The organism is Gilliamella sp. B3127, from assembly GCF_026536935.1.
Lineage (GTDB): Bacteria > Pseudomonadota > Gammaproteobacteria > Enterobacterales > Orbaceae > Gilliamella > Gilliamella apicola_E.
The window spans coordinates 67855-83901 of record NZ_JAFNNI010000005.1 but is presented as its reverse complement, the minus strand read 5'-3'; the positions used below and the strand labels follow the sequence as shown (position 1 = coordinate 83901).

The window sequence follows — 16047 nt, the reverse complement described above, 5'->3', positions numbered from 1 at the left end:
AAATTTTAACATTGGCATCAATGATTCTAATGTTAAAATTATTGAGATGTGTATGCTACTTTAATGTAAATAATCATACTTAAGTAACACATTATCAATGATAATGAGTAATATGCATAAAGTACTTCATAAAATTAAGGAATAATGGAAATGGAAAGGGATAGACAAAATTATTTAATCTTCAATTCAAATGATTTACTGAAGTTATCACTAATTTGTTTTACAGTAATGCACGCTATTCGAATATTATTAGAAGCCCCATATGCTTTGCTAGTATTTAATAAGGGAATATTGTTATTTTGTGGTACTTTACTGATTTTAGTTCTAAATATTGTTTGTATAGTTATATCGTTATACGTTTTTTTTCGTGTTATTGTGCAAATATTTATTCCCCAAAGTGATATGAATCAAAATGATCATACTTCGATAACTTTTTTTAGTTTATTTTTATATGCACTAGGTCATTTATTTCTTTTGTTCCTTTGTATCTATTGTACAGGAGATACTGATTTCTTATTTTGCTTGGTTGTTACTTTACCAATATTGTTTTATTCATTTATCAATTTAATTGGTGCTGTATTTATTTTTATATTAAAAATAATTAAAAAAATCATTCTGTTTTTTATTGATAAAGAAGATAAATCAAATAAACGCAAATTTATGTTCACTCATTTTTTAATGAGTAAAAAATTCTGTTATTTCAACAAACTGCTTAATTATATAACGTTTTTTTCAATTTTTTATTTATTAATAGCTACAACTGTATTACCCATTGCTTTGCCATTGATTGGTATAGAATGGTTTATTATTGTTTGTTGGGGTTATCTTTTAAACATTATTGGCGCAATTATTCTTTATATGTTGTTTTGTCTTAGAAACAATCACCACGATGACAGAAATAAGGAAAAACACAACTAACCCAAACTATTCTATTTGTAAAAAATATTGAGGAGTCTATACCGTTTTAATATTTACACTGATTAATTTATTTTGCTAATAAGTAAGCTGTATCAAAAGTAGTTGATCTAAATTATTACAAATTTTAATTAATATGCAGGGGTATTTTTTATAATTGACATTAAATATTAAAAAATAATCAGCTTATAAGTAGATTGTAATCATTATTATCAATCTCTAAGCAATAAGAGTATAAGTGTTTATTTTTATAACAAACACTACACTATTTATCTACCAAACCATTTAATTCAAGAGATTTATTTTGAATCATTCCCTCTTTTTCGATGTATAAATTATAATAGATGCAACCAATACATAGCCTCATAAGGTTGCAACTCCATTTCTGGCTTTAATACAGTTTGGTTTTCATAATTACCTAGCAATCTTTGCCAATGACTATTTTCTAATGCTTTAGGTATTTGCCATTTAACCCTATTTTCGGTCAGATTGGCTATCACAAGTAACGTTTGATTATTCCAATGTCTGACATAGCACCAGCAATCAGCATTATCAGGCGTTAGATCTTGATAGTCACCGAAAATAAAGATCGGGTATGTTTTGCGTAATTTGATTAAGGTTTGATAGCAATAAAAGATTGAATTGGGATCATCAAGCGCTGCTTTAACATTGATTTTCGGGTAATTGTTTGCCACCTCAATCCAAGGTTTACCTTGACTAAATCCGGCGTTGGCGGTGTTGTCCCATTGCATTGGTGTTCGGCTATTGTCCCGTGATTTACTAGCAAGAATCGCTAACATATCAGACTCTGACACACCTTCGGCAATTTTTTCTTGATAAGCATTGATACTTTCCACATCTTTATATTGCGAAATATCGGTAAAATGGGGATTGGTCATCCCGATCTCTTCACCTTGATAAAGATACGGCGTGCCTTGTAGTCCATAAAGAATCATCGCTAGCATTTTGGCTGATTCGCTATGGTATTGGTCTTCATTACCTAAACGTGACACAATGCGAGGTTGATCGTGATTACACCAGAAAATCGCATTCCATGCCTTACCGTGCATACCCACTTGCCAATAGCCAAGTATCTTTTTGAGTTCAAGTAAATCAGGCTTAGCTAGCGTCCATTTTTCTCCATTTGGATAATCAATTTTTAAATGATGAAAATTAAACGTCATGGTCAACTCTTTGCCATCCAATGCGGCATATTTTTGACAGTTTTCAAGCGTAGTGGACGACATTTCGCCCACGGTTTTTAAGTCATTAGGTTGAAAAACATCTCGGCTTAGCTCTTGTAAAAATTCGTGTATTTTCGGGCCGTCCGTATAATATTTTCGCCCGTCACCATTCATGTCATCTGGAAAGTCTTGCTGTTTAGAGATCAAATTAATCACATCAAGCCTTAATGCATCGACGCCTTTATCCGCCCAAAATTGACAGACATTTTTAATCTCTTGGCGAACGGTTGGATTTTCCCAATTGAGATCGGCTTGCTGTTTTGCAAACAGGTGTAAATAGTATTGTTTGGATTGCTCATGCCACTGCCAGGCTTTGCCACCAAATTTTGACCGCCAATTATTAGGTTCTGAGCCGTCAGCTTTGGCGTCTTTCCAAATATAAAACGATCGAAAAGGGCTGGTTTTATCTAAGGCGGATTTAAACCATGGATGCTCTGTTGAAGTGTGGTTAAAGACCATATCCATCATAATCCGGATATCACGTTCATGTGCTTGCTTAACCAATAATTCAAAGTCATGCATCGTGCCATAAGCTGGATCGATATCATAATAATCTGATACATCATAACCATTATCAACTTGCGGAGAGGGATAAATTGGCGTTAACCAAATCGCACTAATGCCCAGATTTTTCAGATAATCTAATCGGCTGATAATGCCTAATAAATCCCCCGTTGAACTCGCACCACTGGCTTGAAAGCTTTTGGGATAGATTTGATAAATAGTACCATTTTGCCACCAAGGGATTTCGTTCGTATTCATTGTTTGCTCTTAATTTTTAATCTGACATGAATTAACCATTCAGTAATCGAATGGTTAACGGTTATTAAATCGTGTTTAGCGAATCTCTAATGTGCCTTTTTTCAATTTCAATTTATAAACAGCTGCTGTTAAAATAATTGGCACAACTATTGCCACCAACATAGCTAAGGCATAAATTCCCCAATAAACGGGTTGAATCGATAAGATGCCAGGTAATCCGCCGACACCAATACCATTTGATAACACACCATATAAACCACAGATTAATCCAGCACTAGCCGCTCCAATCATGGCGCAGAACATTGGGAATTTATAGCGTAAATTGATGCCGTACATAGCTGGTTCAGTTACACCTAGGTAACCTGATATTGCCGCAGGTATGGAAACTTCGCGCTCATTATGTTTTTTACTGATTAGAATGATGCCAACAACGGCTGAGGCTTGAGCAATATTAGATAAGGCAATGATTGGCCAAATCGGTGTACCGCCCATACTTTCTGTCATCTGCATATCGATAGCTAATGTAGTATGGTGAATTCCAGTAATAACCAACGGAGCATAAAAGAATCCAAAAATTGCCGAGCCAATGAAGGCATAATCACCAGTCATTAAATATTTAACCACATAAGCAATACCATTGCCTAACATTCGTCCGATTGGTCCTAAAAGAAAATGTGCAAGGACGACGGCTAATAGTAGTGATACGATTGGGACAATCACTAAAGTTAGGTAATTAGGGACAATTCTACGTAATCGAGTTTCAATCCATCCTAACGCTAAACCGGCAAAAATTGACGGTATAACTTGTGCCTGATAACCAACTTTAGCAATAGTAAACCAACCAAAATCCCACACTTCGGGAACGATTTTCCCCAGATTATAAGCAGTCATTAGTTGTGGGGAAACCAATGTTATCCCTAAAACGATCCCTAACACAGGGGAACCGCCCATTTTTTTGACTGTAGACCAACATATGGCTACCGGTAGAAAATTGAAAATCGCTTCACACGGTAACCAAAGAAAACTATGAATAGGTACCAACCAAGTATAAGTGTCAGTAAGCGGTTTATCGTTGATAGTTGGCATGTCACCAATCACATTACGCAAGCCAAGTAATAAGCCACCAGCAATCAGTGCGGGTAATAATGGGACAAAAATTTCAGCTAAATTTGAGATTAACCGTTCAAACCATGACATATTTTGTTTAGCTGCGGCTTTTGTTTGCTCTTTGGTCGCTTCGTCAATATTTAATTGTTCAATCAATAACTTGTAATAACTATCAACATCCGTTCCAATAATAACCTGAAACTGCCCGGCATTATTAAAGCATCCTTTGACAAAAGACAATCCTTCAATCGCTTCAACATTGGCTAATTTGGGATTAGCAAGCGCAAACCTTAATCTTGTCAAACAATGGGTAACACTAGCAATGTTTTCTTTTCCTCCAACAAGTTCAATCAATTGCATAATTGATTTTGTTGAAACTTTAGGTGCTTTTGCCATTGTTAAGTCTCCTTATTTTCAATTTAAGCCAAAATTTTTTAATTATTTTGACTCTAATTTGGTAACAATTAAGCATAAATTGAATTATTATTTAAATAAATGGGAACGTTCCCTTTTTGTGATAAACCTCACAATTTTAGGCAATATATCACTCAAAAATAGTTAAATGAGTACTTGGGAAGGAACCGTAATAATTTTAGGTTTTGCTCCACTTTGTAGTATTTGCAATAACTCGTTTGCAGCATAAGTACCAGCTTTATCAAAACCAAGATCGACAGTAATCGTTTTGGTAAACAAAAATTTAAGCAGCTCACTACTACCAATGCTAATAACAACAATATTATTGATATTTTTCTCAGATAAGAACTTATTTAGGCCTAAAGCAATTGAATCGGTAGCACAAATGATTGCTGTTGGTGAATCAACCAATACTGACTCGGCAAGCTCATAACCAGAATAATAGCTTAATTTGCCAAGCACCGCATTTGGCTTAAGTTTATGAGTATGACAAAAATTAGTGTACGCTTGGTAGCGTAATTCACCAGTAGTCTGATCTTGTTTAGTAATACCAATATAGCCAATTTTTTTATGCTTTTGATATAAATAGGTTAATGCTTTGTTTACCGCCCCTACATCATCATAACAAATGCAAGTATAATCAGAAAAAGGCCTAGCAATAACCACACATTTATCTTGCCAAAATGCCAGTCGAGAGCTATTCAATCCTGTAAAAGCAAAAATCACTACACCGTCAGCTTGCTTTTCTTTTAACATTGTCAGGTGTTCTTCGACTTTTTGCGGGCTAAATTGGCTCTCAATGATAATCGGATCATACCCATTTGCATAAAAAACAGGCAACATGTTTCTAACTGCATGATTTTCGGATATGGAATCTAGGCGAGTAACAATTATACCAATCACTTTATTACCATAACCACGCATTGCTCTAGCTGATTTGGATGGGGTAAATTGATATTGTTCAACAATTGCCATCACTTTGTTACGTGTCGATTCCTTCACCATTGGGTCGTGATTAATAACTCGCGAAACAGTGGATTTACTTACCCCGCTCAATTTGGCAATATCTTTAATGGTTAAATTCGGTGATGGCTTATTCATAATCAATTTTTAGAATGAAAATCAATTAAATCATAGTAATATAGTTTTAACAAAATGGCGATAGGGTGGCTAGTAAGTTAATATCAAAATTATTAACTATTACTTATTCTTCATTTATAATTGGATTGAGATTTTATAGAGAAATAAAACTTAACTGAATCAACAAAGCATTAATAACCTTATATAGACAATGAATTATGAAAAAATCATATTTACTTTTAGGTTACACGCTATTTTTTTTGAGTTTATCTGGCTATGCGTCTAGTGATGACACGAAGAATATAACAGAACAATTTAGATCAGCTTTATTATGTCAGTCAAAGCCTTTTGCCATAGAAGATAAAAAGATCATTGCTGAACTTGCAAAACAAAAAATTACTATAAAAAAACATGATAGTATAAATGAAATCGAATACTATTTTGGGCAACCTATTAAAGTTAAGAATGTATGGGTTAATATGATTCGTTATGAAAGCGATAATTTTGTCACATCTTTTTATGCTAAAGCCAAAGGTGATATGTACAAGTTCGCTAAATTGACTGAGGTTAACCCTATATTACGCAGCTGTGAAGAACCCATTCCTTTGGATGATACCGACATATTCCGAAAGGAAATTACCCCGATTACCGACAATAATCTCTACCCAGATACAATCGTTATTGGTCAGGATAAAGATTCAAAGCCGGATGAATTTTATTTCATATGTTCTAAATTTGAGGCTAATTAGCCATAATTTTTTTGCTTAATGAAGATCATGCTATTAGTTTACTAACATTACTTATGTATAAACCTATTTATTAGCACTTTGTTTTGATTTATAAGCACTTCCCCACGCTAACATAGCATCATGCACTTGTTTTAAACTTTGCCCGACATCGGTCAATGTGTATTCCACTTTAGGTGGTACTTGGGCATAGACTTTGCGGCTGATTAAGCCGTTTTTTTCCATTGTTCTTAGATGTTCGGTTAAGACTTTTTGAGATATACCGTTTAGTGATTTTTTTAATTCTCCAAAGCGTTTTGTACCTGTTAATAAATCACGAACGATTAAGACTTTCCATTTATCACCCATTAACATAAGGGTAATTTCGACAGGGCAAGGAGGTAAAATTACGTTGAGTGACATTAGTTAAAAATCCTTTAAATTCAATAATAGTATCATTTCGGTAACTATATTACTGCTTGGTACCTACTTTACAATAGATACTTAGAATATTAACCTAAAAATATCAAATTGTTAAAAGATTTTTCCAGTTTAAAACCTGAATCAAACAATACTTATAAATTAATAAAGGAGTAAAAAATGAAAATTGCGGTTATTGGTGCTAGTGGTAAGTCAGGTAGTCTGATAGTTAAAGAAGCAATTGCGCGTGGACATGATGTAACGGCGATTGTTCGTAATCCCAACGCTCATGTTGACCCTAAGGCAAAAATTCTAGTTAAAGATCTGTTTGATCTAACTTATGAAGATTTGAAACCTTTTGATGTCATTATTGATGCTTTTGCAGCATGGACACCAGAAACCCTTCCACAACATCAAACTAGCTTAAAACACTTAACTGATATTTTAAGCGGTAAACCTAATCGTTTATTAGTTGTTGGCGGTGCAGGTAGTTTATATGTCAATCCTGAGCATACTATTCGTTTAGTTGACTCTCCGGATTTCCCAGATGAATTTAAACCATTAGCCAATAACATGGCAAAAGCTTTAGATCAATTAAGAACTTGTAATGATGTAAATTGGACCTATCTAAGCCCAGCAATTGAGTTTATTGCTGACGGACCAAGAACTGGTCATTATATTGTTGGTGGCGAGCAAATTTTGGTTAATAGCCAAGGGAAAAGTCAAATTAGCTATGCTGACTATGCAATCGCGATGATCGATGAAGCGGAGAATGCAAAACACATTAAACAACGTTTTACTGTAGCTACTAAATAATATTTTCAAGGCCTTACATTAGTAGCGATAACCCAAAGGTTAACTTTAATGTAAGGCACATAATCTAATCTTTCTAATGTTTTATTCGATTTTCCTATCTAATCCCCCAAAATAGTGCAAAACAATGAGTCAAACAGATATAAATGGATCATTTTAGTGCAATTCCACTTAAAGAAAACAAAATCATGTCAGTTATGACTTACTTTTTGATTTAGTGGCACGTTTATTGCATAAATATAAAGATTATTATGAAAATTTGATAAAACAAATAATACTGATAATATGAATGATTATGTGTCTAATTTGTAATCAATTTAGTTGGGAAAATTATTATGCAGTACGATCTCATTATTAAAAATGGTCTTGTCATTCTCGAATCTGGCGAAACTTATACCGATATTGCAATAAAAAATGGCAAAATTGCAGCAATTGGCCCTAATTTAGTGCAAGCCGATGAAATTATTGATGCTAATGGCTTAATTGTTAGTCCCGGAATGGTTGATATTCATGTTCATATTAGTGAACCTGGTGGTGTTCGTCATGAGTGGGAAGGCTACATCACAGGAACAAAGGCATGTGCAAAAGGGGGCGTAACAACCTTTGTTGAAATGCCTCTGAACCAACTCCCGGCGACTACTAGTGGCGAAACTCTTCGCACCAAATATGCTGCTGGTGAAGGAAAACTTTATGTCGATGTTGCTTCTTATGGTGGATTAGTTCCTTATAACCTTACCAATAATGGTATTGCAGAACAAGTCGAAGAAGGTGTCGCGGCATTTAAATGTTTTATGGCAACCTGTGGTGATCCAAACCTTGACGGTGATTTTGCCAATGTAAATGATTACGCATTATGGGAAGGAATGCGCCAAATTTCTAAAACCGGTAAAGTGCTAGCTATTCATGCAGAAAATGCTGCAATTACTGATATTTTAGGACAACAAGCTAAAGCACGAGGCGAAAGTAAATTATCACAATATGTAGCAACCCGTCCTGCATTTACTGAGGTTGAAGCAATTCGTCGAGCAATCTTTTTCGCTAAACAAACTGGGTGCCCAATTCATATATGCCATGTCGCTTGTCCAGAAGGAGTTGAAGAGGTTATCAAAGCTCGTCAAGAAGGCATTAATGTGACGTGCGAAACCTGTATCCATTACCTCTATTTTACTACAGACCAATTGGATGCTATTGGACCAATTGCAAAATGTTCACCACCAATCCGTGATCAGCAAGCTCAAGAAGGATTATGGAAATATCTATTTGCTGGCCACATCATCACTGCGGTGTCTGACCATTCACCATGTACTTACGATTTAAAAGACAAAGCCAATGCCTTTGATGCTTGGGGCGGAATTTCTGGTGTTCAAAATAATGTAGATATTATGTTTGATGAAGCCGTACAAAAACGGGGTATGTCATTAAAACAATTTGCCGATATCATCGCTAAAAACCCAGCTGAAAGATATAACTTACCAACTAAAGGTTCAATTCAAGTAGGTAAAGATGCTGACATCATCTTTATTAAACCTCATTCTAGCTATGTATTAAAAGAGCAAGATCTCGAATATCGTAATAAATTTAGTCCTTATGTAGGACGACAAATTGGTGCACAAGTGGTTCAAACATTATTACGAGGCAAAACTATTTATCAAATTAATGCCGGTATTAATTCAACACCAAGAGGTGAATTTATTCGGCGTTAATAATGGAATTGAAACGACAGAAATAAGTAGGGAAGGAAAGTCATGAAGAATAATACAGCACAATCACCAAATACATCGATGCAGATTGATAGTTCTTTATTACCCAAATCTAGCAAAGATCGAACTATGAATCCTTTAGCCTATTCTTTTATGTGGATTGGCGATGGCATGAATTTGGGTAATATGACCTTAGGTGCAAGCTTAGTTGTAGCTGGTGTTGCCACCATGAATATTTTCCAAACTTTTGCCGCAACATTAATTGCAATATTGATTATCACGACAATTTTTGTTTTTAATGATCGCTTAGGATATCGCACAGGTATTCCTTATGTGGTACAACTTCGCATGTCATTTGGTATAAAAGGCGCTATTATTTCTTCATTACTCCGCGGTATTCCTGCTATTGTTTGGTATGGATTTCAAAGTTGGATAGGTGCAACTGCGCTCAATGAAATTATTAGAATATTATCTAATGATGGTTTTAATAATATATTTATCTGTTTTCTTATTTTACAATTTTTCCAAATCGCTTTATCGCTATATGGATTCCATGCAATAAAATGGGTAGAAACGTTAATTTCAATTGTTATTCTTTGTGCGTTAATTTATGTCTTTATTATATTACTCAATAATCATCAAGAGATTATTATAGACAAATGGGTAAATACCGAAGGGACTTGGGGATTACCATTCTGTGGCTTCATTATGATGTTTTTAGGTAATTACGCCGCAATTTTTCTTAGCGCAGCTGATTACTCACGAGAACTAAAAGCTGGCTTTAGTGATAGAAAAAGAGGGCTCCTCTATTTTCTACCAATTTTTGTTGCTTACGGTTTTATTATTACCATTGGTGTGATGTTGGCTTCAGTCACAGGTAACTCTAATCCAGTTAAAGCATTTGCGATTGTAGTAAATAATCCATATATCACCATCGTGGTATCATCCTTTATTGTATTAGGCACCATTGCTGTAAATATCGTTGCTAATATCATCCCACCAGCTTACGTAATTACGTTATTAACAAAAGCTAAATATAAAGTAGCAGTAACCATTACAGGATTATTAGCTATCGCTTCTTTTCCTTGGGTTCTTGTTCAGGATACCTCAGCAAAAGGATTAGGTTTATTTATTCTAATTTACTCCGCATTTTTGGGACCAATTGTGGCAATTTTGTTGGTGGAATACTATCTGTTACGTCGCCAAAAAATTGATGTAAATACACTATATGATAACAACGGTCAATTTGCTGGATTTAACCCCGCTGCTATTCTAGCGATGCTTATTGGATCAGCAGCTGCATTTTATGAAGTGAGCTTAACATGGATTGTCGGCTTTGTTGTTGGTGGTATAAGTTATATATTGCTCACCAAATTCTCATTTAAAAACTCACCTTTCAAAAAAGGGACAATATTTGAAAAAATAGATTAAATGACGATCAATATTGTGCAGTAAATTTATCATAATTCACTGCCAATTTGATATGTCACTTGGATCTTTCGGTTATCAGGTATTTCTAAATTAGATAACACGGCTAATTGAGGAAAATTAGGTCTTAAAAACTGGGAGAGCATAGCTCTTAATGTGTGATTAACCAATAAAACAGGCGGCGCTCCCATTGCATCTTGCTGATTTAATGCTTGTTTGAGTTGTTGAAGAATATGTTCTGCTAGTCCCGGTTCAACATTACTAGTATTTTGCAAAGCTTGCAGTAATATTCTTTCTAAATCAATATTTAATCCAATTACTCTTATCGGTTCCGTCCCAGGAAACCATTGTTGGGTAATCACACGCCCTAGCGCTATTCTAACAATACTGAGTAAATGATAGGCATCATTTTGATTTGGTGCCTGTTCACAAATCGTCTCAATAATTGTGCGCATATCACGAATCGACACTTTTTCAGAAAGTAAGTTTTGTAGAATTTTATGAAAAGTAGTTAAAGGCACTACGTCAGGAATAAAATCTTCGACTAATTTAGGAATATCCTGCTTTATTCGATCCAATAATTCTTGTGTCTCTAATCGTCCCAATAAATCACTGGCAAATTGATGTAACAAATGATTGAAATGGGTGGCAATCATGGTACTAGTATCAACAACAGTGTAACCCAATATTTGTGCATTTTCTTTGTCATTTTCATCTATCCAAACAGCAGGTAAACCAAAAGCTGGCTCAATAGTTTCAATGCCTTCGATAGTTTCGGTTACTGTGCCGGGGTTGATCGCTAACCATTTATTATTCATTATTTCGCCTTGACCAATTTCACCACCTTTTATAAAAATTTTATATTGATAAGGTGATAACGAGAGATTATCGCAAATATGAACTTGAGGCGGTAAAAAACCTAATGTTTGCGCAAACTTTTTACGCAAACTACGAATTCGACCAAGTAATTCACCATTTTGGTTTTGATCAACCATAGGAATGAGCCCGTATCCAACTTCCATCGCTAAGATATCTTCAATATTGACATCAGACCATGAAGCGTCAACATTTGTTGGCGCTACAACACTTTTTGGTGGAGTAGCAACTGTTTTTTCAACTTTCTTTTGTTTGGTTAACCACCAAGAAATTACTGATAATACCGCAGTAAACATTAAAAATACTAAATTTGGCATCCCTGGAATAAGTCCAAGCAAACCAATAACAACCGCAGTTAATATTAATACTTGAGGATTATTAAATAACTGTTTGAGCATTTGATCGCTAATGTTTTCTTGTGAGGTAACCCGAGTCACAATTACACCCGCAGCGGTAGAAATAATCAGTGAGGGAATTTGTGCAACTAGACCATCACCAATAGTCAATAATACATAGGTTTTACTCGCATCTGAAAATGTCATACCATGCTGCATTACCCCAACTAATAATCCACCAACAATGGTTATGGCCATAATTAGTAATCCAGCGATGGCGTCACCACGTACAAACTTACTTGCACCATCCATTGAGCCATAAAAATCGGCTTCTTGTGTAACTTCCGCACGCCGTGCTTTGGCTTCATCTTCACCAATTAATCCAGCATTGAGATCAGCATCAATTGCCATCTGTTTACCCGGCATACCATCCAACGCAAAGCGAGCACCAACTTCAGCTATCCTACCAGCACCTTTAGTGATTACCATGAAGTTGATAATCACTAAAATAATAAAGACAACAATACCAATAGCGAAATTACCGCCCACTAAAAAATGCCCAAAAGCCTCAATAACTTTACCTGCTGCATCACTACCAGTATGACCTTTTAACAGTACAACCCGAGTTGAAGCAACATTTAGAGATAGTCGTAATAACGTTGCAAAAAGCAGAACTGTAGGAAACGCTGCAAAATCTAAAACCCGCTTAGTAAACAAGGCAACAATCAAAATTATAATTGATAATGCAATATTAAAAGTAAAAAACAGATCCAATATAAATGCAGGTAAAGGTAATACCATCATTGAAAGAATCAATAAAATAAGCATTGGCCCTGTTAAAATTCGATAGTGACCACTTTTTGATAGATTTACTGATAATAAATTGGCTAATTTTGATTTCATCATAGAGATTTACTTTTACTCATTCACGGATAAAGATTCAGGGATCGGTATATTCGTTGGTTTTTGAGGCTTATCACCACCATGTTTATGCCAACGTTTTAATTGATAAACCCAGGCTAAAATTTGCGCAACGGCAGCATAGAGTTCGGCTGGAATGGTTTGTCCTATTTCACCATAGCGATATAAAGCCCGAGCGAGAGGAGGAGCCTCTAATTGTGGAATGCGGTGCTCTTGGGCAATTTCTTTAATTTTGATAGCGATATTGTCGGTACCTTTAGCTATCAGTTTAGGGGCAGACATAGTTTTATCATCATATTGTAGTGCAACAGCATAATGAGTTGGGTTAGTGATAATAACATTGGCTTTTGGTACATCTTTCATCATTCGACGTCTTGCTATTGCTTGTTGCATCTGGCGAATGCGGCCTTTAATTTGTGGATTACCTTCTTGCTCCTTGAACTCGTCTTTAATCTCTTGTTTAGACATTCTTAATTTTTTTAAATTACTCCAGATTTGATAAAAAATATCAAATCCAACCATAGGAATTAAAGCTAAAATAGTTAATATTCCTGAATAAATAAGCAGTTGCATAACGTTAGATAATGCACTATTTAAATACATATTTGGCAGCGAAAGCATATTTGGAAATTGATTGATTAGAAACAATGTCACGGCAAAACCGATTAAAACAACTTTAAGCAGGCTTTTAAATAACTCTGAAAAAATTCGAATACTAAACATTCTTTTAAATCCGCTAATCGGATTCAATTTACCAAAATTGGGTTTAATTGATTGCAAACTAAAAAGTAAACCACCAACTCCCATAGGTGCAATGATGGCAATAATGACTAATCCGAAAAAAATAGGTAAAATCGACCAAAATCCAGCGGTTAATAAATTAATTAAATTGAAAATAATTTGTTTATCATCATCTGTTCGGTATGCAACCAACATAGCGTGTTGAATAATTGTTTTTAAATTAGCAACAAAATTACTACCCATCATCCAAAATAATAGGATACTAACCAACAAAATAATTAACGATGTTAACTCGCGAGATCGTGGGATTTGTCCCTTTTCCTTGGCTTTTTTTAATTTGCTATCGGTGGGTTGTTCGCTTTTATCTAGATCACTATCATCAGCCATATCTTAATTAAATCAATTTTATTGCCTAATTACCGTTTACAGCACAGTATGAACGCAACTTGAGAAAGTTATTGGCTTAATAAGACCCTAATTTAATAGTTATTTATCTCGTTTACCGTGAAACAACTTCAAAATGATTAAACTTTAGCGCGTTTAGATGAAATAGTTTCTGGTTGTTGATAACCATTATGGGTATAAACAGCAGGATTATTCATGCCTTTCAAATAATTTATTGAATGTTGCGTTACGTTCATTCGGTTTTGAATAAGCACTCCGTTTTCCCGATTGATTTGAGCTAATCGCTGAGTCATTTTTGTGATAGCTTGCCATTTTAATGCTAACTCTTGTTTTTCACTATAAGGTGACTGAATATTGCATTGCTGACTAACTTTTAGTCTTTTTTCATCCAGTAATTTTAACTCAATGAGTAATTGGCTTTTTTGGTTTATAATCTCACTCAATTGATTTACTGAATTATTTTTAAATAATATTTGTTGTTCAGCTTCTAAAATATCTGACAGGGCTTGTAACATAACTGTTACATTATTAAAAATGTTATCTAATTCTAACATGACGACATTCCTTCAAAATCAATTAGATTTCAATATTTTCAAAAGTTTGCTTAATAATTTCATCGGCAATTTTATTTGGATTGATCACTAATCTACCTTCAGTAATGGCCTGTTTTATCTTTTCAATTTTACTAATATCGATATCATTTTCAGTTGAATGCAACATTGCTATAGTATTTTGGCTTAACTTAACATTTAACGTTAAGTTACTTGAGTTTTGCACAGATGCATTAGTTTTTTTATTTTGCTCATTTATACGATTAAGTACCCCTGATACGGCGGTAACCATTTTTGTTGCATCTATACTCATAAAATTCCTTCAATTAACGTTGAGGTTTATAGGGGAGGTTTAATCTAATTATCGGCAAAAATCAGAAAATCATTAATTTTATTTGTTTAAAATTGTGATACCTTTTTCTGTAACAACACCCTGAACAATATTGCCTGTATTAAGTTTGATATTTATTAATTCACCCAAGGCACCATTGCTTAGTGTTTTGCCATTAGCAGCAATTGAATATCCCTCACCATTAACAATTACTTTTACTGTTTGACCTGCTTTAACATGCCAATTTTTCTGTAACATTGAATTTTTAATAGGCTCACCATTATTAATATTTCTTAAAGCAATATGATTGATAACCTCTGATTTATTCAAAATTACAGCAGGTGGTAATTTATCTAACCGCCCAGATTGCATTTTCACTTGCTGCTCTGTCATTAATGTTCCTGCACTTATCGGCTGATTCGCCATAACATAACTCCCAGTAACAGCAACATAAACTTGAATATATTTAGTAATGTTTTCACATTTAGCAGTAATAGTTAAATTACCCCACTGCTTATTTTTATTTAAAATCGCAAATGTTGGTGAATCACAATTTAACTGAGGTTTCAAAGTGAGGTAATCAATAGCAATATTATCAATATTAGCTTCGCTAATTTGTTGATAGATTAGATTGCTAATCTGTTTTTCCATTGAGTTAGCCAAAGCTATTTTTGAGCTACACAACACACCTAAAAGGCTTATATATTTTATAAACTGAGACATATTTGTTCACAACATTATTGGTAACTAAATTTTACTTTATCAGCTAATTTATTGAATGTTGAAATAAGGGCAATTTTTATCGTTATTTATACGATGATTTTTTTTTGATTTGCTTAAAATTCTCTACATAAAAAAAGATGAGATGATTTTATGCTAAATAAATTAGATACTTTTGTTAACTTTCATCAACAAGCATTAAATGTTCGTGAAAAACGACAAAATATACTTGCGACCAATATTGCCAATAGTGATACGCCTAATTATCAAGCTAGAGATATTGATTTTAATATTGAATTAAAAAAAGCTATCAATAATCAACATACGCTTAATAATATAAAACTTAATATAACATCAGCAAAGCATATCCAAACCATCGGCTCAGCTGATTATCAAATTCTGTATCGTATTCCTTATCAATCATCTGCTGATGGTAATACTGTTGAAATGGATCAAGAAAGAACAGCTTTTATGGATAACAGTATCCATTATCAAAGTAATTTAACATTTTTAGGTGAACAATTTAAAAATGTAGTATCCGTATTACAGCAAGGATAAC

15 protein-coding genes are annotated in these 16047 nt (G+C 34.1%); 6 read left to right on the top strand and 9 right to left on the bottom strand.

What is annotated here, in order from left to right; all coding sequences use genetic code 11:
* The first annotated feature begins 144 nt into the window (after positions 1-144).
* Complete coding sequence (locus J3U00_RS08980) at positions 145-918, top strand: hypothetical protein (protein WP_267332195.1); 774 nt, start codon at positions 145-147, stop codon at positions 916-918.
* Positions 919-1250: 332 nt separating this feature from the next.
* On the opposite strand, the gene treC is transcribed toward J3U00_RS08980, so the two are convergent.
* The 3 genes from treC to treR all read right to left on the bottom strand — a co-directional run bounded on the left by treC (position 1251) and on the right by treR (position 5543).
* Positions 1251-2921, bottom strand: coding sequence for an alpha,alpha-phosphotrehalase (gene treC / locus J3U00_RS08975; protein ID WP_267332194.1), 1671 nt, complete (start codon positions 2919-2921; stop codon positions 1251-1253).
* Between the two features lie 75 nt (positions 2922-2996).
* Positions 2997-4424, bottom strand: a complete 1428-nt coding sequence (gene treB / locus J3U00_RS08970) for a PTS trehalose transporter subunit IIBC (RefSeq protein WP_267332193.1) — start codon at positions 4422-4424, stop codon at positions 2997-2999.
* Positions 4425-4586: 162 nt separating this feature from the next.
* Positions 4587-5543, bottom strand: coding sequence for a trehalose operon repressor TreR (gene treR / locus J3U00_RS08965; protein WP_267332192.1), 957 nt, complete (start codon positions 5541-5543; stop codon positions 4587-4589).
* 197 nt (positions 5544-5740) lie between these two features.
* Here treR and J3U00_RS08960 point away from each other — a divergent pair, with 197 nt between their 5' ends.
* Positions 5741-6271, top strand: coding sequence for a hypothetical protein (locus J3U00_RS08960; protein WP_267332191.1), 531 nt, complete (start codon positions 5741-5743; stop codon positions 6269-6271).
* A gap of 63 nt (positions 6272-6334) precedes the next feature.
* On the opposite strand, the gene J3U00_RS08955 is transcribed toward J3U00_RS08960, so the two are convergent.
* Positions 6335-6670, bottom strand: a complete 336-nt coding sequence (locus tag J3U00_RS08955) for a winged helix-turn-helix transcriptional regulator (RefSeq protein ID WP_267332190.1) — start codon at positions 6668-6670, stop codon at positions 6335-6337.
* A gap of 177 nt (positions 6671-6847) precedes the next feature.
* Here J3U00_RS08955 and J3U00_RS08950 point away from each other — a divergent pair, with 177 nt between their 5' ends.
* The 3 genes from J3U00_RS08950 to J3U00_RS08940 all read left to right on the top strand — a co-directional run bounded on the left by J3U00_RS08950 (position 6848) and on the right by J3U00_RS08940 (position 10611).
* Positions 6848-7483 (top strand): NAD(P)-dependent oxidoreductase, encoded by a 636-nt coding sequence (locus J3U00_RS08950; RefSeq protein WP_065562515.1) that lies wholly within the window; start codon positions 6848-6850, stop codon positions 7481-7483.
* 332 nt (positions 7484-7815) lie between these two features.
* Entirely contained in the window at positions 7816-9183 is a 1368-nt protein-coding gene (gene allB, locus J3U00_RS08945) for an allantoinase AllB (RefSeq protein WP_267332189.1), read from the top strand.
* Positions 9184-9225: 42 nt separating this feature from the next.
* Entirely contained in the window at positions 9226-10611 is a 1386-nt protein-coding gene (locus J3U00_RS08940; protein WP_267332188.1) for an NCS1 family transporter, read from the top strand.
* 29 nt (positions 10612-10640) lie between these two features.
* On the opposite strand, the gene flhA is transcribed toward J3U00_RS08940, so the two are convergent.
* The 5 genes from flhA to flgA form a co-directional block, all read right to left on the bottom strand.
* Entirely contained in the window at positions 10641-12722 is a 2082-nt protein-coding gene (flhA, locus tag J3U00_RS08935) for a flagellar biosynthesis protein FlhA (RefSeq protein ID WP_416379907.1), read from the bottom strand.
* Between the two features lie 15 nt (positions 12723-12737).
* Positions 12738-13868 (bottom strand): flagellar biosynthesis protein FlhB, encoded by a 1131-nt coding sequence (gene flhB / locus J3U00_RS08930; RefSeq protein WP_267332186.1) that lies wholly within the window; start codon positions 13866-13868, stop codon positions 12738-12740.
* A 137-nt stretch (positions 13869-14005) separates the two neighbouring features.
* Positions 14006-14440, bottom strand: a complete 435-nt coding sequence (locus J3U00_RS08925; protein WP_267332185.1) for a flagella synthesis protein FlgN — start codon at positions 14438-14440, stop codon at positions 14006-14008.
* A 22-nt stretch (positions 14441-14462) separates the two neighbouring features.
* Complete coding sequence (gene flgM / locus J3U00_RS08920) at positions 14463-14750, bottom strand: flagellar biosynthesis anti-sigma factor FlgM (RefSeq protein WP_065562520.1); 288 nt, start codon at positions 14748-14750, stop codon at positions 14463-14465.
* Between the two features lie 78 nt (positions 14751-14828).
* The gene (gene flgA, locus J3U00_RS08915; protein ID WP_065562521.1) at positions 14829-15419 is read right to left on the bottom strand and encodes a flagellar basal body P-ring formation chaperone FlgA; all 591 of its coding nucleotides are present in this window, start codon (positions 15417-15419) and stop codon (positions 14829-14831) included.
* Positions 15420-15641: 222 nt separating this feature from the next.
* On the opposite strand from flgA, the gene flgB reads away from it, so the two are divergent.
* Positions 15642-16046, top strand: a complete 405-nt coding sequence (flgB, locus tag J3U00_RS08910) for a flagellar basal body rod protein FlgB (protein ID WP_267332184.1) — start codon at positions 15642-15644, stop codon at positions 16044-16046.
* The last annotated feature ends 1 nt before the right edge of the window (position 16047 follow it).

Bases quoted from the DNA above. Each gene is read 5' to 3' on its own strand.
- J3U00_RS08980 (WP_267332195.1), top strand. From the start codon at position 145: ATGGAAATGGAAAGGGATAGACAAAATTATTTAATCTTCAATTCAAAT.
- treC (WP_267332194.1), bottom strand. From the start codon at position 2,921: ATGAATACGAACGAAATCCCTTGGTGGCAAAATGGTACTATTTATCAA.
- treB (WP_267332193.1), bottom strand. From the start codon at position 4,424: ATGGCAAAAGCACCTAAAGTTTCAACAAAATCAATTATGCAATTGATT.
- treR (WP_267332192.1), bottom strand. From the start codon at position 5,543: ATGAATAAGCCATCACCGAATTTAACCATTAAAGATATTGCCAAATTG.
- J3U00_RS08960 (WP_267332191.1), top strand. From the start codon at position 5,741: ATGAAAAAATCATATTTACTTTTAGGTTACACGCTATTTTTTTTGAGT.
- J3U00_RS08955 (WP_267332190.1), bottom strand. From the start codon at position 6,670: ATGTCACTCAACGTAATTTTACCTCCTTGCCCTGTCGAAATTACCCTT.
- J3U00_RS08950 (WP_065562515.1), top strand. From the start codon at position 6,848: ATGAAAATTGCGGTTATTGGTGCTAGTGGTAAGTCAGGTAGTCTGATA.
- allB (WP_267332189.1), top strand. From the start codon at position 7,816: ATGCAGTACGATCTCATTATTAAAAATGGTCTTGTCATTCTCGAATCT.
- J3U00_RS08940 (WP_267332188.1), top strand. From the start codon at position 9,226: ATGAAGAATAATACAGCACAATCACCAAATACATCGATGCAGATTGAT.
- flhA (WP_416379907.1), bottom strand. From the start codon at position 12,722: ATGAAATCAAAATTAGCCAATTTATTATCAGTAAATCTATCAAAAAGT.
- flhB (WP_267332186.1), bottom strand. From the start codon at position 13,868: ATGGCTGATGATAGTGATCTAGATAAAAGCGAACAACCCACCGATAGC.
- J3U00_RS08925 (WP_267332185.1), bottom strand. From the start codon at position 14,440: ATGTTAGAATTAGATAACATTTTTAATAATGTAACAGTTATGTTACAA.
- flgM (WP_065562520.1), bottom strand. From the start codon at position 14,750: ATGAGTATAGATGCAACAAAAATGGTTACCGCCGTATCAGGGGTACTT.
- flgA (WP_065562521.1), bottom strand. From the start codon at position 15,419: ATGGAAAAACAGATTAGCAATCTAATCTATCAACAAATTAGCGAAGCT.
- flgB (WP_267332184.1), top strand. From the start codon at position 15,642: ATGCTAAATAAATTAGATACTTTTGTTAACTTTCATCAACAAGCATTA.